Genomic DNA, 20,599 nt, shown 5'->3' with positions numbered 1-20,599 from the left:
TGAAATAGCAATGATAAAATTTGAAAAAGAATTAGTAGCTTTAAAGAAAAATGTTAAAAAAATCATGAAAGATTATGATGTTGATTTTGTGAAAAACTATATAAAAGAAAAATGTAGAACAGAATATTTAAAGAAATTACTTGGGGCAAATCTTTTGCTAAAAAACTCCTTTATTTTTGATGAAACATGGGATATGGAGCAATGTAGAATTCCATATGTAAATAATCCAGTAAAGTGGGATTTTACTCCAAATGGAGATGAAGAGTGGATATTTATGCTTAATAGACATGAATATTTAAATAAATTAATTTTAGCTTATTATATTGAAAAAGATGAAATCTATATAAATAAGTGGAAGGAATTAGTTTTAAACTGGATAGATAATAATGAAATAAAATCAGAGGGCGGCTGTACTATAAGAACCATAGATACAGGGATAAGATGCCAAAGTTGGTTAAACTCATTATTTCATATTATAAATGAAGAAAAAATAAGTGATGAAGAATTATTAAAAATAATATTAAGTATTAAAGAGCAGATACTATATTTAAGGGGAGCTTATATAGATAAGTACATTTTAAGTAATTGGGGAGTATTACAAACTACTTCTATAATGTGTTGTTACTTATTATTAAAAGATTTTATAAAAGATGAGGAATTATTTAATTGGGCTCTAGAGCAAACCTATAATCAGATGGATATACAAGTTTTTGATGATGGATCTCATTGGGAACAATCAGTTATGTATCATGTTGAAGTTTTAAATTGTTCTATGAAAGTAATTAGTACCTGTGAAAAATTTGGTTTTGAACTAAAAAATGAATATAAAGAAAAAGTTCATTCCATGGCAAGATATCTAATGTATTGTGGAGGACCTAGGTCAATACAAGAAGCTCAATGCGATAGTGATAGGACTGATATAAGAGACGTTTTAGTTAAAGGGGCTATACTATTTGAAGATGAAGAACTAAAAGGAATTGCGTTTAAAGAAATAGATTTAAGCAGTATATATATGCTTGGTAAAAAGGGGTATGAAAAGTTTAAGTCTATAAATGGAAGAATACCAACAGAAATAAATAAGTCATTTGTAGATTCGGGAAATATATATATTAGAAGTGATTTTAAGGAAGATGCAAGTTTTACTTATATTCAAAACGGTACCTTGGGAAGTGGTCATGGCCATGCCGATTTAGGACATATATCATTGTATTATAAAGGGGAGCCATTTTTAGTTGATAGTGGTAGATATACTTATGTAGAAGAAGATGTTATGAGAGAATATTTAAAATCAGCAAAAGCTCATAATGTATCTGTAATAGATAAAGAACCTTTTGGGATACCAAATAAATCATGGGGATATAAAAAATATAGTGATGTACTTAAAAATTACTTTGTAAACAAGGGAGAAATAAGTTATTCAGAAATAGCTTATTTAGGTGAGTTAAAGGATAAAACTCAATATACAGTTATAAGGAAAGTTCTTTTTCTTTCTCCTAGGATTTGGATTATAGTAAATGAAGTAAGATGTACGGGAAATCACAGCTGTGAAAACTACTATGTTTTAGATAGCAAGGTAAAGATAAGAGAAGAAAGTAAATATTTGTTAGCAGAAAATAAATCAGGTAAATTAAGAATATATAATTATGGTTCTGATGAAATTAATATTAAGAATACTTTAATATCAAAAAACTATAATCAAATAGAAAATAGTAAAAGATTAGAAACAAGTACCGAATTTAATAACAAGCTCATAAATTATGATATAATTATTGGGGACGATGGTTTCAGCGATATAATTATTACAGATGGAGACTTAAAACAATATAATAATAATGAACGATTATCTAAAGATAAGGTAATTGTTAAAAATATTAAATTAGGCAATAATGAAGAATATGTAATAATAATTTTTAACGAGGAAACCTATAAGGGTGGAAAAGTTTATTTTTATGACAAAACACCTATTTATGGAAAGGTAGTAGTTATTCATAAGAATAGTGATATGAGTAAAGTTATAAGGTTAAGAGGTTAACCAATTTATAAATATTTTAGAAAGTTGAGGCACTTACTGATGGGAAAGGGAAAGAAAGTAACAATAAATGATATTGCTACAAAGGCAAGTACTTCTAAAACTACTGTATCATTCTATTTAAATGGTAAATTTGATAAAATGTCTCCAGATACTAAAAGAAGAATAGAGCAAGCAATTAATGAAACTAAGTATAGTCCAAGCATAATGGCAAGAAGCTTAAAGTCAAAAAAGTCTAATTTAATTGGAGTAGTTGTTGCAGATATAACAAATCCTTTTAGTAATAATATAGTTAAGGGTATAGATGATGTAGCAAGAAAAGAAGGATATCAAATTTTAGTAGGAAGTAGTAATTTTGAGTATAATAATGAAAAAAAATATATAGACAGAATGTTAGATATGGGGGTTGATGGTTTTATAGTTCAACCAACATTAAATTTTAATAAGTTAATAAAAACTATACAAGATAGAGGTAAGAAAATAGTAGTTTTAGATAGTGTTAATAAAGAATTTAAAGGTAGATGGGTTAAAACTAATAATTACGATATAACAAGCAAAGCTACTAGAGAATTATTTAAAGAAGGATATGAAGAATTCATACTTGTTACAGAAGATCCAAAATTATTAATGGCTAGAATGGAAAGAAAAAATGGATTTGAAGATTCATTAAAGGAATTAGGAGCAAAGTATTCAACATTAATAATTGAAAATGATATAAACTATGAAGATTTAGCTAAATTACTAAGAGAAAAAATAAATAAAGATAAAAAAACATTAATTTTCGCAATTAATGGTAGAACACTTCAAAAGGTGTTTATGACATCTAAAAAGGAAAAATGGAATGTTCCAAATGAAATTGGTATTATAGGATTTGATAATTGGGATTGGACATTTTATGCTAGTCCTTCCGTAACTACAATAGATCAACCCACATATGAGGAAGGAACATATGCAGCGAGTATTTTAATAGATATGTTGCAAGAAAAAGGGGATATAGAAGAATCCACTATTTTTGAATGTAGTATAAACTGGGCAGAATCAACTAATATAAATGAAAAACCTTTAGAGCATAGGGAATTTCAAAGTTAATATAAAGGCTTGAAAAATACAAAATATTTTTCAAGCTTTTATATTTAAAATTAAATTGTAAAATTTGTTAATATTATTAGGGCTTTAGAATAGTATATAATAATAAGACTATATGTGAGGGGTAGATTATGGTTAGGACATATGCCTATTCTGCAAACTTAGATAAAGAAACAGAGAAGCTATTTAGAAGCGCTGAGTTTTTAGGGGAAGGTCATAATGGTATTGTATATGAGCTACCAGGAAATAGAGCTATAAAGATTTTTCAACAATCTAAATGCTGTATGGATGAAGGTAGAGTATTAAAGAGAGTAAGTAAGTCAAAATTTTTCCCCAATGTTTATTCAGTAGGCAACCATTATATTGTAAGAGAAAAAATCGGCGGAGAAAGATTAGATCATTATATAAAAAAGAATGGTTTAAGTTATAAACTATGTAAAAATTTATTTGATTTAATTAAAGAATTTAAACATTTAAGATTTACAAAATTAGATGCAAGATGTAGAGATATTTACGTTTTAGATGATGAAACAGTAAGGGTTATAGATCCAAAGCAATGCTATACAAAGAAAGTAACTTATCCAAGGCACTTAATGAAGGGTTTTAAAAAAATAGATTGTCTAGATGAGTTCTTGGAAAATATCAAAGCTATAGATAAAAAAATAGGACAAGAGTGGGAAACAAGAATAAATAAATACTTTTACGATAATGAACGTGAATAAAGGCACCTGAAGGTGTCTTTTTTAATGTACAGGAAAGTATAAAAATTTTGAAGGCTGAAAGTTAGATATTATCTAGCTTTTAGCCTTCAAATATGTTAGATTAATTAATTATAAATTAGAGGTTTAACAGATGAAAAAAGGTAAGATAAAAAGAATATTAGAAGACCATTGGAAAGAGTTTGAAAAGTTATATAAAAATAAGATTAGACCTAATGTTAAAAAGGAAGTAGAAAAAGTTTTAAAGTGTAAAGATACAAAGTATGGATTTATTGAATTGAAGTGTAATAATTGTAATACTACAAAGAGAATCGGATTTACATGTAAAAGTAGATTTTGTACTTCATGTGGAAAGATTTATACGGATAATTGGATTGATAATATGTTGGGAAATTTAATAAATGTTAGGCATAGACATATAGTTTTTACTATACCAAAAGAATTAAGAGAATTCTTTGGACTGGATAGACAAAGACTTAAGATATTGCCGAAGTGCGCAGCGAGAGCTGTTACGAGTTGGATGCATAGTTTAAATAGAAAGGAGGAATTCACACCAGGTATAGTAACTGTAATACATACATTTGGAAGAGATTTAAAGTGGAATCCTCATGTACATATGATGGTTACAGAAGGAGGGAGAGGAAATATAACAGAATGGAGGCATATAAGGCACATATCTTATGAATCATTAAGAAAAAGATGGCAAAAGGTTTTGTTAGATGAAATAACTTATATAAATGGAAATACAAAAGAAATTAAATTACTAAAAAATAAACTATATAAAGAGAAAGATAAAGGTTTTTATGTTCATGCTAAAACTGAGATAAAATCAGCGAAGACAGCAGCAAAATATGTAGGGAGATATGTGGGACGTCCTGCGATAGCGGAATCAAGGATTCTTAAATATGATGGTGAAAATGTGACTTATAAATATACTAGACATGAAGATAATAAGGTCATAGTTGAAACTGTACATGTATATGAGTTCATAAAAAGAATAATAAGACATATTCCAGAGAAAAATTTTAAAATGATAAGATACTTTGGAATTTATTCTAGAAGAAGCAAAGGAAAATTTAATTTTATAAAAATGATAGATGAAAAGATATTAAGTATAAGAAGATCTATAGCAACTTGGGAGAATAGAATACTGGCAATAAGTGGTGTAAATCCGTGTAAATGTCCTAACTGTGGTAATAAAATGAGATTTCATGATATTGTATATCCTAAATATGGGTCCATGAGGGAACGGCTGAGAATTAAGATTATAGAAGAGAATGAAGAAAAATTAGAAAAGGCTATAGAAAATTATGCTATTACTAAACGTATATTAAGTGGTAAAATAATTCCGAAAACAACTTAGTTGGAGGAAGTAAGATGAAAACAGAGGAAATATTATATATTTGTACTATTTGCGGAGCTAAAGAAAATATTCCTAAAGAAGTAGTTGAATATTTTGATGAAATGGATCAAAGCAATGTTGATGAACCACCATGCTTTTCATGTGAAAAGTGCGGAGGAGTAATGAGGCCTAAAGAGTATACTGGAGTATATGGAATAAAGTATTAATTAATAGGAAAAATATAGCATAGAACAGATATCGGTTCTATGCTTCTTAAGGTACTTAAAATTAAATTCCCGAAGGGAGCGTGGCGAAAGCCACTTTTTTATAGATATAAAGTTTTTTATTAAAATTATTAGAAAAATGAACATAATAGACAATCTAGAATATTTTTTAAAAACCATATAAATTTAGTTGAAATATGTAGAAAAATATATTTTTTTAAACAAAAGTGTCTAAAAACTGTTGGAATTATCTACATATTATTACAAAAATATTTTAACCTAAATGATATAATATTAAATAACAAGCTTGTTCAAATAAGAAACTGTTGAAAAATGTAAAAAATAGTTTGGCATTGTAAAAACTATAGAACAGTTTAAAATAAATTTAAGAATTTATGGGTGTAAATTAAATCTTTTAGTAATTAATTAAATTTAATACTTAAATATAAGAAGTTACAATGGGGAAAAGCCACTAGTAAATATACGAATTTAAGTAACAATAGCGGTAAAATTTAGAAACGCATAACAATTAATATGAAATAATATTTATAATAAGAAACATGTCTTAGGTATGTTTTCTATTTTTGAAAGGTAAAGTATGAAGAGAAATGCAATGGTTTTTGATAGACAAACATTTGATTTTCCAATAGTATTGGGATTTACTGTTTCATTAATTTCATTATTTATTGCACTATCATTATTTAAAACTAATTTTGATTTTTTTAATGATACAAATATATATTGGAATAAAAAAGTAAGTTTAAATATAAAAATGAAGCATAAAATTAATAGTAATAGTTTCTACGATAAACTAAATGAAGGTAAAATATATTATTTAAATCAAGATGAAATATATAAAAGAGATATAAAAAATATTAATTATATAAAAGGAATACATGATACTGATTTAAGTGAAATAATACCATTATATTCAGGTGAATATTTAAATGAAGAAGAAATAAATTCTGAAGAAAAGATTGTGGTTATAGGTAAATACCTAGAAAAGGACACTTATAAAAAGAATGAGAAAACTTATATAGATATACATAATGAGAAATATGAAGTTAAAGGACTAATTGGAAGAAAAAGTGACAGTAAATATTCTATATATATATTTATGCCTAGTAGAACTTATAATAAGGCATTTAATGGTGAAGAATCTGATAGTTATATTATAGAAGTGGACAAAGAAACTAATAAGGAAATTATAGATAAAATTAATAATATTTTTAAAGATGAAATAAGTGATATAAATATTGATTATAAAAAATTAAATAAGCCTATTGTAAAAGCTTTTAGATTACAAAAAAATATACTAACTGACTTAAGTGTAGCTATAATTTTTTCAATAGTTTGTAGTATTACTTTTGTTTTATTATGGTTTATGAAAATTAGCAAAAATATTTCAATAAGAAAAGCATTAGGAGCTAATGGAAATGATATATTTATATTTGTATTTAAAAATTTAATACAAATGCTTACTATTTCTATAATTATTGCTTCGGTATTATCATATGGATTATTAAATATAGTAATGAAATATATAACTACATTAGAAATAAGTATAAATATATATGTGATTTTTCAATCAATATTAATATTAATATTAATATTAATTATTATTTTAATGAGTGTAATATTGTTGAAAAAGTTTTCTAAAATGAAAATAAGTAATTTATTAAGGAGTTAAAAGAATGAAAAATAGATTTAGTGTAATAAAGATGAAACCTATAGAACTCCTATTAATATCCATAATATGTAGTTGTACTGTATATTTTATATTTTCAACTATAGCACAAATAAACTTTAAAAAGGATATATTAAAGACTTATGAAAAAAATTATCCACTTGATAAAGGAATATTTACAAGTTTTAGTGAAATAGCAGATAATGAAAAACTTATTATTAAGGAAGATTTAGATTTTAAGTTAGAAAGAAATATATATAGTTTTTTTAATAATCAAAAGGATATAATAGATAAAATATATTTTAATAATTTAAAAATATATCCAATAGATATTGTGAATATAAAAAAACCAAAAATAAAGGATTTAAAGTCAAATGGAGATGTTGAAATTTTAAAAGTTTTTTCTATTAATAAGGATTATTATATTGATTATATAAAAGACTATATAGATGGAGAAGGGTTTGAAAATGTAGATTTTGAAAAAGGTAGTATAAATATTCCTGTATTACTAGGAAGTGATTTTAAGGGGATCTATAAAATAGGGGATATAATTGAAAATGAGAAAATTAAGAAAAGTTTTAAAGTTAAGGGCTTTATCGAAAAAGATAAATTTATATTTTCTATGACAGGTAAACCTGCATATGGAATAGAGGGATTAAATAGTTCAATAGTATGTGCATATAATCAAGAAGGATTAGAAAGAGCTATTAAAATGAACTTATCAATGAAAAAAGATGAGGATATTAGTAATAAGGATACTGTATTAATTTATGATCTATCTAAAATAATACCAAGTATAATTTTAAAGGTAAGGCCAGAACAGGAATTAGACCAAGCCATAGATGAATTGAATAAAAGACTTTTAAATAATGGTTTATCTGTAGAATTATTGTCTATGAAAAGTGATATAGATACATTTTTAGAAAGATTCAATTATGAAATTTCATTTAATACTCTGATATTATTTATTTTTGGAATCCTTTCAGTGCTTGTAGTTTCAACAATAATTAATTATACAATTCAAAAGTTTAAATATAATATAGGAATATTATATTCAATAGGGGCCACAACTAAGGATATATTAAATATATTTTTCAGAAGAATACTACAAATTTCTATTATTGCATTAATATTAGGTGGAATATTGTATGTAGTAATAAGAAAATCTGTATATTTATTCTTTGTAAATGAAATAAAGATTGAATATATAGTATATGGATCATTAGTATATATGATTATAATAGGTATTTCCTTTATAGTTCCAATTGTAAAAATTAAAAAATATAGACCTATTGATTTATTAAAGGATGGTAGAGAATGATTGAATTAAAAAATATATCTAAAATTTATGGAGAAAAAGAGTCTATTACAAAGGCACTAGATAATATTAATTTGAAAATACATAATGGAGATTTTATTAGCATAATGGGACCTTCAGGGTGCGGGAAAAGTACTTTACTAAATATATTAGGATGTCTTGATACCCAAAGTAAAGGTGAGTATATCTTTAAAAATAATAATATTAGTGATAAAACAGAAAAACAATTAGCATTTATAAGAAATAGAGAATTTTCTTTTATATTTCAAAACTTTTCTTTAATAAAAGAACTAAATGTAATTCAAAATATTATATTACCATTAGAGTTTAGTGGAAAAAGAAAAGTTGATTACAAAAAAATAAATGAATATATGGATGATTTGGGAATATTAGAATTGAAAGAACGTAAAATATACACACTATCAGGAGGTCAGCAACAAAGAGTTGCTATTGCAAGAGCATTAGTGCAAGAATCTAATGTTATATTAGCAGATGAACCAACAGGTGCGTTAGATCAATCAAATAGTATAGTAATTACACAAATACTAAAGATGTTAAATGAAAAATATAATAAAACAATAATTCTAGTTACTCATGATAAAAATGTAGCTAGTTGTGCAAATAAGATAATTGAGATGAGAGATGGGAAAATTTTGGCATCTTAACTTATAGGAAAAAGATAAAACTCATATTAGTTTTATCTTTTTTTATTAAACTGAAATGAATAAATTACTTTTCCTAGGTCACAATAAATAAAGTAGGAAAGAATTACTAAAATATTATTAGTAAACTTTGAAGATAATAAAAAAGTATTGATTTAAATACTTAAATATAAAGGAGGAAAAGTAATGAAAGATTATTGTGAAATAGTAGATGTGGTAGCCAGACAAATTATCGATTCTAGATGTTTCCCGACAGTAGAAGTAGAGGTTTATCTTGAAGATGGAACTATGGGAAGAGCGGCTGTACCATCAGGAGCTTCAACAGGTATGTATGAAGCTGTTGAGTTAAGAGATGGTGATAAAGATAAATTTATGGGAAAAGGAGTATTAAAAGCAGTTCAAAATGTTAATGATACAATTGCAGAAGAGTTAATAGGATGCAATGTATATGATCAAACATACATAGATAAAATGCTTATAGAATTAGATGGAACTAACAACAAAGGTAAATTAGGAGCTAACGCTATTTTAGGAGTTTCATTAGCAGTTGCTAATGCAGCAGCAAATTCATTAGGAATGCCTTTATATCAATATGTAGGTGGAGTAAATGCCAAAGTTTTACCAGTGCCTATGATGAATATAATAAATGGTGGATCACATGCAGATAATTCAGTTGATTTACAAGAATTTATGGTTATGCCAGTAGGAGCTTGTTGCTTTAGTGAAGCATTAAGAATGTGTGCTGAAGTTTATCATACATTAAAGAAAATCCTTAATGATAAAGGATATTCAACAGGAATAGGTGATGAAGGAGGATTCGCACCAAATTTAAAATCAAATGCAGAAGCAATAGAAGTTATTTTAGAAGCAATAGAAAAAGCTGGATATAAAGCCGGTGAAGATATGTTTATAGCTATTGATGCAGCTTCATCAGAATATTATAAAGATGGAAAGTATGTTCTTGAAAATGAAGGCAAAACTTTAACAGCTGCTGAAATGGTTGATTTCCTTGAAGATTGGGTAAATAAATATCCAATTATATCTATAGAAGATGGTATGGCTGAAGAAGACTGGGAAGGTTGGAAGTTAATTACTGAAAGATTAGGAAAGAAAGTTCAGTTAGTTGGTGATGACCTTTTTGTAACTAATACAGAAAGATTAGAAAGAGGAATAGATATGGGAGTTGGTAACTCAATTCTTATAAAACTAAATCAAATAGGTACTTTAACAGAAACATTAAATGCAATAGAAATGGCTAATAGAGCAGGATATACAGCAGTTATATCTCATAGATCTGGAGAAACAGAAGATACTACTATAGCTGATTTAGTTGTTGCAGTTAATGCAGGTCAAATTAAGACCGGTGCACCAGCAAGATCAGAAAGAGTTGCTAAGTATAATCAATTACTAAGAATAGAAGAAGAATTAGATGATGTAGCAGAATATAGAGGAAGAAAAGCTTTCTTTAATATTAAAAAGTAATAATCATAAATTAAGAAGTAGTTAAAATAAGGCACATAATACTTTAATAAGTAATTAAAATCCTTAGTAAGTGTTATGTGCTAAATTACGACTATTTCTTATTTATTTTTATTAAAAAATTAGAGAAATTAAATTAGAAAATACTATTTGTTTTATAAATATAAACAAATAGTGAATTAAAGGATTAACTCTTATGTATTCCCTTAAATTTACAATATTCACTTGTTTTTTAACAGTTAATATGTTATGATAGCTTTACGTAAATACGACTGTTTTGAAGATATCGTGGGAGGTGTAATTATGAAGAATTTTCTATTCATACTAGAAGCTGTTCTAGGATTATTAATTATAGTATCAGTATTATTACAACCAAGTAAAGCTGATGCATTAAGTGGTTTAATCCAAGGAAGTAAGACTGAAACATTTTTCTCAAAAAATAAAGCAAGAACTAAAGAAGCAATGCTTGTGAAATTAACAATTATATCAGCAGCAGCTTTTGCTATAAATACTATAGCGTTAAATTTAATATAAGACTTACAAGGCTACTATAATATATTATGGTAGCTTTATTTGTAAGAAAAATAAAATATAAAAGGAGATAGTTTATGGGATTATTTAATGGAATTATGGGAAATGCTTCAGAGGTAAAAATTGAAGATTTAAAAAAAGAATATGTAAAAATATTAGCACCTTCTGAAAATATAGAAAAAGCTTATAAGTTAATAAGGGATATGTTTATCTTCACTAATAAAAGACTAATATTAGTAGATAAGCAGGGCGTAACAGGAAAAAAGACAGAATATCATTCAATACCTTATAGAGCTATAACACATTTTAAGATAGAGACATCAGGACATTTTGATTTAGATGCAGAATTAAAAATTTGGATATCAGGAACAGACTTACCAATAGAAAAACAATTTAATAGTAGTTTAAATATATATGAGCTTCAAGCAGTATTAGCCGAATATTGTTTAAGATAAGATTAAAAAATGATATAAATTTGATATCATTTTTTTTATTATCTAAAATTAATATTAAATTTAGATAATAAAAGAAATAAAAGCAATAAAAGATACACTAATGTATATATTATTCTAACTAATTGTATAAAATATATTGTGTATGGTACTATTATAGTGTATGATAAGAAAATTATGGATACACTTAAAATAGAAAATAATTTTACGGAGGAACTTAAATATATGGGAATAAAACAAACGTTAATAAGCTTTATGAGAGAAGAAGCTTATAGACCTATGGATATTCAAGAATTAGTTGCTGTATTTGATATAAATCCTGACGAGTATAAACCATTTAAAAAAGCATTAAAGTCTATGGAAAAGGAAGGATTAATAGTTAGAACTAAAAAAGATAAGTTTGCCCTTCCAGAAAGATTAGGACTAATAACAGGAAAGATTCAAGTCCATCAAAAAGGATTTGGATTTTTAATACCAGAGGTTGAAGGGGAAAAAGATGTATTTATTCCTAGCTCATGTATGAACGGAGCTATGAATAATGATAAGGTTATTGTTCAAATAACAAGAGATGATTTAAATGGAAAGAAAAGAGAAGGCGAAGTTAGTGAAGTTTTAGAAAGAGCAAATACTAAAGTTATAGGGATTTATGAAGATAGCCGTAACTTTGGATTTGTTGTTCCAGAGGACACAAGATTAAATCAAGATATATTTATTTCAAAAAAGGATAAACTAAATGCTAAAAATGGTGATGTTGTTATTTGTGAAGTAACTAAATGGCCGGAGAAAAGAAGAAGTCCAGAAGGTATAATTAAAGAAGTTTTAGGTCAAAAAGGAGAAAAAGGCTTAGATATTCTTACAATAATAAAGAAATATGGATTACCAGAAGAGTTTTCAGCCAAAGTATTAGACTATGCTGAAAATATTTCCGAGGAAATTGACGAAAAGGAATATAAAAGAAGAAAAGATATTAGAAACTTAAGAATGGTTACAATAGATGGTGAAGATGCTAAGGATTTAGATGATGCAGTATCTATTGAAAGGTTAGATGAAGATAGATTTAGATTAGGAGTTCATATTGCAGATGTAACTCATTATGTTAGAGAAAAAAATCCTTTAGATAAAGAAGCATTAAAGAGAGGTACTTCAGTTTATTTAATTGATAGGGTTATACCAATGTTACCTAAAAAATTATCTAATGGAATATGTTCATTAAATCCAAAGGTTGATAGGTTAGCTTTAAGTTGTTTTATGACTATAGATAGAAATGGAAAAGTTTTAGCACATGAAATAGAAGAAACAGTAATTAGAACAAGTGAAAGAATGACTTATACAGATGTAACTAAGATATTAAGAGATAATGATGAAGAGCTTATAAAGAAATATGATTATTTAGTCGACGACTTTAAGGCTATGGAAGAGCTTTGCACAATTCTTAGAGGAAAAAGAATGAAAAGAGGAGCTATAGACTTTGAGTTTGAAGAATCAAAAATAATATTAAATGAGCAAGGCAAACCAATAGATATAAAGCCATATGATAGAGCAATAGCAAATAGAATAATAGAAGAGTTTATGTTAGTTTGTAATGAAACAATAGCTGAGCATATGTTCTGGACTAATACTCCATTTGTATATAGAATTCATGAAGATCCAGATGAAGAGAAGTTAGAAAAATTTAAAGAGTTCGTTTATAACTTAGGATATGTTGTAAGATGGGGTCAAGAAACTCATCCAAGAGCTTTACAGGATTTACTTGAGAAAGTAAGAGGTAAAAAAGAAGAAACAGTAGTAAATACGTTGCTATTAAGATCTCTTATGAAAGCTAAGTATTCACCTGAATGTGTAGGTCACTTTGGACTTGCGGCTAAATACTATTGTCACTTTACATCACCAATAAGAAGATATCCAGATCTTCAAATACACAGAATAATAAAAGAGCATATAAATGGTAAAATAGATGATAAGAGAAGTACTAGATTAACCAACATTGTTGAGATAGCATCTAAACAATCATCAGAGATGGAAAGACTAGCTCAAGAAGCAGAAAGAGAAGTTGATGATTTAAAGAAAGCTGAATATATGTTAGATAGATTAGGTGAAGAATTCCAAGGAATAATTTCATCTGTAACTTCATTTGGTTTATTTGTAGAATTACCAAATACAATAGAAGGACTAATTCATATAACAGCTTTAGATGACGATTATTATATTTATGATGAAGCTCATCTTTGTTTAATAGGTGAAAGAAGAAAGAAAGTTTATAAATTAGGTGATGAAGTTAAGGTTAAATGTAGTAGGGTTGATATAGAAAATAGAGAAGTTTATTTTGATTTAGTGGAAGTTGAGGATACAAAAGAAGAAATAAAAGCAACTAAAGAATTAGTAGAAAAATTACCTGAGGTAAAAGCTGATATGAAAACAAATTTTTCTGAAGAAATAATGGATGAAAAATAAAAATCATGGCGTAGCTACTTTAGATTATGATATACTAGAATTATTAATAATAGGATAAAAATTGCGTGGTGAGAGAAAATGGTAAGAAAGAAAAATAGCAATACACTAGCAGATAATAGAAAAGCTAGACATGATTATTTTGTTGAGGAAACTATGGAAGCTGGAATTGCTTTAGTTGGGACAGAAGTAAAATCAATTAGGGCAGGAAAATGTAATTTAAAAGATTGCTATGCTGATATAGATAATGGAGAAATATTTATTAAGAATATGCATATAAGTCATTACGAACAAGGAAATATATTCAATGTAGATCCATTAAGAGAAAGAAAGCTTTTACTTCATAAGGAGCAAATATCAAGATTTGCAGGTTTAGTTTCACAACAAGGATACACATTAATACCTTTATCATTATATTTAAAAGAAGGAAAAGTAAAAGTAGCACTTGGATTATGTAGAGGTAAGAAAAATTATGATAAGAGAGATTCAATGCTAGAAAAGGCTCATAAAAGAGATATAGAAAGACAAATGAAAAATTCTAACAGATATTAAATATGAAATTAAGTAAAGCATGTAGTTTTATAAAAGCTACATGCTTTTTATATGGAAAAAAAGCATATAAAAAGGTAAAATGTTATTAGAATATTAATTCAGTAAAAAGAGGATGTGGCCTATGGAAGAAAGAAGATTATTAATTGAAAAATCTCACAAAAGAAGCGAAAGCTATGGGGTAGAAAAAAGCTCAAGTCACTCTAAAAAAATATTAGTTGGAGAAAACTTAGAGGGAGTTTTAACTAAGCACAAAGAATTAATAGAAGTATCTATACCATATATAGATATGGTTTTTTCAGCAGTTCAAGATAAGGATTTTATTATAGTTTTAACTGATAATGAAGGATGTATCTTATATATTAGAGGAGAAAAAGAGATAACCAATGAATTAAATAAGCTTAATGTAAAAGTTGGTGCTTATATGAATGAACAAAATATAGGTACTAATGCAATGGGAACTGCAATAAAAGAAGACAAGTGTGTTCAAATAACAGCTAAAGAGCATTATATAGAAATATTTCAAAATTTAACTTGTTCAGCAGCTCCAATACATAATTCCAAAGGAGAAATTATAGGAACATTAAATTTAACAGGAAATTGTAGTTTAAAACATCCGCATACATTAGGATTAGTTATATTTGGGGTTAAAGCAATTGAAAATGAATTAGATAAACGTAAAATAAATGGCATTCTAAATCAAACATATAATTACATGGAAAGTGTTATAGATAATGTGGATAAAGGTATAATTATTGTTGATGTAGAGGGAAAAATAGTCAATATAAATAAAGTTGCATCCAATGTATTAAATAAAGATAAAGAAGATTTAATAAATGAAAATATAGCTCATATAGTATCAGACCTTGGAAATATATTAGAACAATTAGAAGAGGATGATAAAATAATTATAAAAGAAATTAAGTTTAAACATACAAGTAAATATAAAACTAAGTTTACTTTTAAGGGAATTAGACATAAGGGTAAAGTTATTGGTGTAGTTGTTACAATGAGCAAGGAGAAAGAAGAAGAAGATGTAAATGATGCAACAGGAGCGTTTTTTACTTTTAATGATATTATTGGAGAAAGTGCTGCCATTACAAATGTAATTACAAATAGCAAAATAATTTCTAATAGTCCATCAACAGTTCTTATTGAAGGTGAAAGTGGAACAGGAAAAGAGGTTTTAGCACAATCTATGCACAATTATAGTTTAAGAAGAAAGAATAAATTTGTAGCTATAAATTGTGGAGCAATTCCTGTTAACATAATAGAAAGTGAATTATTTGGCTATGAAGATGGAACATTTACTGGTGGAAAAAAAGGTGGAAAACCAGGAAAATTTGAAGTTGCAAATGGAGGAACTTTATTTTTAGATGAAATAGGGGAGATGCCTCTTGATATGCAAGTAAATTTATTGAGAGTCCTTCAAGAGGGAAGAGTTACAAGACTTGGAGGAAGTGATGAAATACCAATTGATGTTAGGGTAATTGCAGCAACTAATAAAAATCTTAAAAAAGAAGTTAAAAAAGGAAGATTTAGAGAAGATTTATATTATAGATTATGTGTTATTCCAATAAAATTACCTCCTCTTAGAGAGAGAAAGGGAGATTTAGAGAAACTTATAGAATACTTTCTAAGAGTTAAATCATTTAAACTAAATAAAGAAATGCCAGACATAAATAAGGAGTTATATAATAGTTTATTATCTTATAACTGGCCAGGAAATATAAGACAATTAGAAAATTATATTGAAAACATAGTTAATTTAGATGGAAACCTTTCTTTTGATTTATGGGAAGATAATGATGAAAGAAAAGAAAAAACAGAAGAAATTATATATCATAAAGAAATAGTTAATGAAAAAAGTAACAAAGATATAGAAAAAAGTCTTAATTTATCGACACTTGAGAAAGATACCATAGAAAAAGCTATAAAAATTTATAATCATAATATGACTAAGATTGCTAAAGTTTTAGGTATAAGTAGAAATACGTTATATCTAAAGGCTAAAAAATATGATATAAAACTGTAATAAAATAAGACAATGTCCTAAAATAGTACACATATAAAAATAATAGTGTATTATTTTAGGACATATTTATTTTTTGAAAATTTTATCTTATTAGAAAACCTTGAAAATAAAGGGTTGACAAAAAAATAACAAATTGGCACGGTAATTGCTATACATATTTATGTGAATTAAATAATAAGTTATTAAGAATAAATTTTATAATTTTAGGAGGCAATATAATGGCACGTTTTACATTACCAAGAGATTTATATCATGGAGCAGGATCTTTAGAAACGCTAAAGACTTTAAAAGGTAAGAGAGCTTTCGTAGTAGTTGGTGGAGGATCAATGAAAAGATTTGGTTTCTTACAAAAAGTTGAAGATTATTTAAAAGAAGCTGGAATGGAAGTTAAATTATTTGAAGGTGTTGAACCAGACCCATCAGTTGAAACTGTTATGAAGGGTGCTGAAGAAATGAGAGACTTCAAACCAGATTGGATAGTAGCAATGGGTGGTGGATCACCAATAGATGCTGCAAAAGCAATGTGGATATTCTATGAATACCCAGATTTTACTTTTGAACAAGCTGTAGTTCCATTTGGATTACCAGAATTAAGACAAAAAGCTAAGTTTGTAGCTATTCCATCAACAAGTGGTACTGCTACAGAAGTTACTGCTTTCTCAGTAATAACTGATTACAAGGCTAAGATTAAATATCCTCTAGCTGATTTTAACATAACTCCAGATATAGCTATAGTTGATCCAGACTTAGCTCAAACTATGCCTGCTAAATTAGTAGCACATACTGGAATGGATGCTTTAACTCACGCTATAGAAGCTTATACTGCATCATTAAGATCAAACTTCTCAGATCCATTAGCTATGAAAGCTATAGAAATGGTAAGAGAAAACTTAGTTAAATCATATGAAGGAGACAAGGAAGCTAGAAACTTAATGCATGAAGCGCAATGTTTAGCTGGTATGTCATTCTCAAATGCATTACTAGGAATAGTTCACTCAATGGCTCACAAAGTAGGTGCTGTATTCCACATTCCTCATGGATGTGCAAATGCAATATTCTTACCATTTGTAATTCAATATAATAGAGTTGAATGTGAAGAAAGATATGCTGATATTGCTAAAATGTTAAAGTTAGAAGGAAATACAAATGCAGAATTAACTGATTCATTAATTAAACTAATTAACGAATTTAACACTGCTTTAAATATACCTCATACAATGAAAGAATATGGAGTTACTGAAGAAGACTTCAAGAACAATGTTAAGTTTATAGCTCATAATGCAGTATTAGATGCTTGTACAGGATCAAGTCCAAGAGCAATTGATGATGAAACAATGGAAAAATTATTAACTTGCACTTACTACGGAAATAGAGTTGATTTTTAATAATTAGAAAATAGATATTTAGAAAAAGATAATTAATGCACTAGAAAATTTAAAATAAGAAAACCCTACACAAAGGCTCTCACCTAGAGAGCTTTTGTCGTTAAAAAATGCAATTGTAAAAAAGTTAATAAAAATGAGAAATTTATGAAAAATTATCAAGGATAATTAGATACTTATACAAAAGTAAAAAAATATGTTAATATTAAGTAACATGAAAATTAGAGGGGGTACAGGGGATGTACAAAATAGTTGGTAAAAGAGAACTTACAAACAATATCTTTTTAATGGATATTGAAGCACCTAGAGTTGCTAAATCTGCACAACCGGGACAATTCATAATAATAAAGAATGATGAAAAAGGTGAAAGAATACCATTAACAATAGCAGATTATAATAGAGAACAAGGAACTGTAACAATAGTATTCCAAACTGTAGGTGAAGGTACAAAGCAATTAGCTACTTTTAATGAAGGAGACTATGTTTCTGACTTTGTTGGACCATTAGGACAACCAAGTGAACTTGTTCATGAAGACTTAGAAGAACTTAAAAAGAAAAATACAATCTTTGTTGCTGGAGGTGTTGGGGCGGCACCAGTATATCCACAAGTTAAATGGATGCACGAACACGGAATTAAGTGCGATGTAATTGTAGGTAGTAGAAACAAAGAATTATTAATATTAGAAGATGAAATGAAAAAGGTTGCAGGAAACTTATATGTTGCAACTGATGATGGATCATACGGATTTAATGGTAGAGTTACAGATTGTTTAAAAGATTTAGTTGAAAAAGGAAATAAATATGATCATGCAGTAGTAATTGGACCAATGATAATGATGAAATTTATGTGTGTACTTACAAAGGAATTAGAAATTCCAACAACAGTTAGCTTAAATCCAATTATGGTTGACGGAACAGGTATGTGTGGTGCTTGTAGAGTTACTGTAGGTGGAGAAGTAAAATTTGCATGTGTAGATGGACCAGAATTTGATGGACATTTAGTTGATTTTGATGAATCAATGAGAAGACAAACAATGTATAAAACTGAAGAAGGAAGAGCTAAACTAAAACAAGAAGAAGGGGACACTCATAGCCATGGTGGTTGTGGATGTAAAGGTGATAAATAATGGATATGAAAGATAGAATGAAAAGAACACCTGTTACTGAACAAGCTCCAGAAGTAAGAGCAACTAATTTTGAAGAAGTTTGTTTAGGATACAATGAAGAACAAGCAATTAGAGAAGCTAACAGATGTTTAGGATGTAAAAATCCTAAATGTGTTGAAGGATGTCCAGTATCTGTAAATATCCCTGGATTTATAGCAAAGGCTAAAGAAGGTGATTTTGAAGCAGCAGCTAAAGAAATCGCTAAGTATAGTGCATTGCCAGCAGTTTGTGGTAGAGTATGTCCACAAGAAAGTCAATGTGAAGGTAAATGTGTATTAGGAATAAAAGGTGAAGCAGTAGCTATAGGTAAATTAGAAAAATTTACTGCTGATTGGGCAAGAAAACATAACATAGATTTAACAGAAAAAGAAGAATCAAAAGGTAAGAAGGTTGCCGTTATAGGAAGTGGTCCTGCAGGATTAACTTGTGCTGGAGACCTAGCTAAAAGAGGATATGATGTAACTATATTTGAAGCTTTACATGAGCCAGGTGGAGTTTTAGTTTATGGTATTCCAGAATTTAGATTACCTAAAGATGAAGTTGTTAAAGCTGAAATTGAAAACATAAAGAAGCTTGGAGTAAAAATTGAAACTAATGTTATTATAGGTAGAACTATAACTATAGATGAATTAATGGAAGAAGAAGATTTTAAAGCTGTATTTATAGGATCAGGAGCTGGTCTTCCAAAATTCATGGGAATTCAAGGAGAAAATGCTAACGGTGTATTCTCAGCAAATGAATTCTTAACAAGAGTAAACTTAATGAAGGCTTTTAAAGAAGATTATCATACTCCAGTTAAAGTTGGTAAAAAGGTTGCTGTAGTAGGTGGTGGAAACGTTGCTATGGATGCTGCAAGAACAGCTTTAAGACTTGGTGCTGAAACACATATAGTTTATAGAAGAAGTGAATCAGAACTTCCAGCAAGAGCAGAAGAAATACATCATGCTAAAGAAGAAGGAATTATTTTTGATGTATTAACAAACCCAACAGAAATCATAACAGATGAAAGTGGATGGGTTAAAGGAATGAAATGCGTTAAAATGGAATTAGGAGAACCAGATGCTTCAGGAAGAAGAAGACCTGTAGTAGTAGATGGATCAGAATTTGTTATGGATGTAGATACTGTAATAATGTCACTTGGAACATCTCCAAATCCATTAATTTCATCAACAACTAAGGGATTAGAAACAAATAAGTGGAAATGCATAGTTGCAGATGAAGAAGGCTTAACAACTAAAGAAGGTGTTTATGCTGGAGGAGATGCAGTTACAGGAGCAGCTACAGTTATATTAGCTATGGGAGCTGGTAAAAAGGCTGCTGAAGCAATAGATGAATATCTTGCTTCAAAATAGTATTTTTAAAAGGTAATTTTATATAGAGGTAATGTATTAATTTAGTACATTACCTCTATTTTTATTAAAATTATTATAAAAAGAAAAAGGAATTATTAATAATGAATAAATTTTTAGAAAATTCAATAAAAACCCTTT

At 27.6% G+C, this 20,599-nt stretch carries 17 protein-coding genes; all 17 read left to right on the top strand.

Annotation, left to right across the window (positions count from 1 at the left end):
* Positions 1-10: 10 nt before the first annotated feature.
* The 17 genes from CP523_RS03905 to gltA all read left to right on the top strand — a co-directional run bounded on the left by CP523_RS03905 (position 11) and on the right by gltA (position 20,461).
* Positions 11-2,032, top strand: a complete 2,022-nt coding sequence (locus tag CP523_RS03905; RefSeq protein WP_066675512.1) for a heparinase II/III family protein — start codon at positions 11-13, stop codon at positions 2,030-2,032.
* Positions 2,033-2,071: 39 nt separating this feature from the next.
* The gene (locus tag CP523_RS03900) at positions 2,072-3,118 is read left to right on the top strand and encodes a LacI family DNA-binding transcriptional regulator (RefSeq protein ID WP_066675509.1); all 1,047 of its coding nucleotides are present in this window, start codon (positions 2,072-2,074) and stop codon (positions 3,116-3,118) included.
* A 128-nt stretch (positions 3,119-3,246) separates the two neighbouring features.
* Positions 3,247-3,837, top strand: a complete 591-nt coding sequence (locus tag CP523_RS03895) for a serine/threonine-protein kinase (protein WP_066675508.1) — start codon at positions 3,247-3,249, stop codon at positions 3,835-3,837.
* 130 nt (positions 3,838-3,967) lie between these two features.
* Complete coding sequence (locus CP523_RS03890) at positions 3,968-5,197, top strand: IS91 family transposase (protein ID WP_120140379.1); 1,230 nt, start codon at positions 3,968-3,970, stop codon at positions 5,195-5,197.
* A gap of 14 nt (positions 5,198-5,211) precedes the next feature.
* Positions 5,212-5,403 (top strand): hypothetical protein, encoded by a 192-nt coding sequence (locus CP523_RS03885; protein WP_066677279.1) that lies wholly within the window; start codon positions 5,212-5,214, stop codon positions 5,401-5,403.
* Positions 5,404-5,998: 595 nt separating this feature from the next.
* Complete coding sequence (locus CP523_RS03880; RefSeq protein ID WP_128499645.1) at positions 5,999-7,090, top strand: FtsX-like permease family protein; 1,092 nt, start codon at positions 5,999-6,001, stop codon at positions 7,088-7,090.
* 4 nt (positions 7,091-7,094) lie between these two features.
* Positions 7,095-8,408 (top strand): ABC transporter permease, encoded by a 1,314-nt coding sequence (locus CP523_RS03875; protein WP_066675504.1) that lies wholly within the window; start codon positions 7,095-7,097, stop codon positions 8,406-8,408.
* Positions 8,405-9,070 (top strand): ABC transporter ATP-binding protein, encoded by a 666-nt coding sequence (locus CP523_RS03870; RefSeq protein ID WP_066675501.1) that lies wholly within the window; start codon positions 8,405-8,407, stop codon positions 9,068-9,070. The genes CP523_RS03875 and CP523_RS03870 overlap by 4 nt, the downstream gene beginning before the upstream one ends.
* A gap of 183 nt (positions 9,071-9,253) precedes the next feature.
* On the top strand, positions 9,254-10,549 hold the full coding sequence (gene eno, locus CP523_RS03865; RefSeq protein ID WP_066675500.1) for a phosphopyruvate hydratase: 1,296 nt from the start codon (positions 9,254-9,256) through the stop codon (positions 10,547-10,549).
* Positions 10,550-10,849: 300 nt separating this feature from the next.
* On the top strand, positions 10,850-11,080 hold the full coding sequence (secG, locus tag CP523_RS03860) for a preprotein translocase subunit SecG (RefSeq protein ID WP_066675499.1): 231 nt from the start codon (positions 10,850-10,852) through the stop codon (positions 11,078-11,080).
* 74 nt (positions 11,081-11,154) lie between these two features.
* Positions 11,155-11,532, top strand: coding sequence for a PH domain-containing protein (locus tag CP523_RS03855; RefSeq protein WP_066675498.1), 378 nt, complete (start codon positions 11,155-11,157; stop codon positions 11,530-11,532).
* Between the two features lie 222 nt (positions 11,533-11,754).
* A complete protein-coding gene (gene rnr / locus CP523_RS03850) occupies positions 11,755-13,980 on the top strand; it encodes a ribonuclease R (protein ID WP_066675496.1) in 2,226 nt (741 codons plus the stop codon).
* Between the two features lie 78 nt (positions 13,981-14,058).
* On the top strand, positions 14,059-14,529 hold the full coding sequence (smpB, locus tag CP523_RS03845; protein ID WP_066675490.1) for an SsrA-binding protein SmpB: 471 nt from the start codon (positions 14,059-14,061) through the stop codon (positions 14,527-14,529).
* A gap of 121 nt (positions 14,530-14,650) precedes the next feature.
* Positions 14,651-16,561: a sigma-54-dependent Fis family transcriptional regulator gene (locus CP523_RS03840; protein ID WP_066675488.1), complete on the top strand. Its 1,911-nt coding sequence runs from the start codon at positions 14,651-14,653 to the stop codon at positions 16,559-16,561.
* A 218-nt stretch (positions 16,562-16,779) separates the two neighbouring features.
* Complete coding sequence (locus tag CP523_RS03835; RefSeq protein ID WP_066675486.1) at positions 16,780-17,946, top strand: iron-containing alcohol dehydrogenase; 1,167 nt, start codon at positions 16,780-16,782, stop codon at positions 17,944-17,946.
* 236 nt (positions 17,947-18,182) lie between these two features.
* Complete coding sequence (locus CP523_RS03830) at positions 18,183-19,070, top strand: sulfide/dihydroorotate dehydrogenase-like FAD/NAD-binding protein (protein ID WP_066675484.1); 888 nt, start codon at positions 18,183-18,185, stop codon at positions 19,068-19,070.
* Complete coding sequence (gltA, locus tag CP523_RS03825) at positions 19,070-20,461, top strand: NADPH-dependent glutamate synthase (protein WP_066675482.1); 1,392 nt, start codon at positions 19,070-19,072, stop codon at positions 20,459-20,461. Before CP523_RS03830 ends, gltA begins: the two co-directional genes overlap by 1 nt.
* The last annotated feature ends 138 nt before the right edge of the window (positions 20,462-20,599 follow it).

Origin of the sequence: Clostridium septicum (assembly GCF_003606265.1) — a bacterium.
GTDB classification, from domain to species: Bacteria; Bacillota; Clostridia; order Clostridiales; family Clostridiaceae; genus Clostridium; species Clostridium septicum.
Note: the sequence above shows the minus strand (reverse complement) of the source record. Positions and strands in the feature narration are given on the sequence as shown.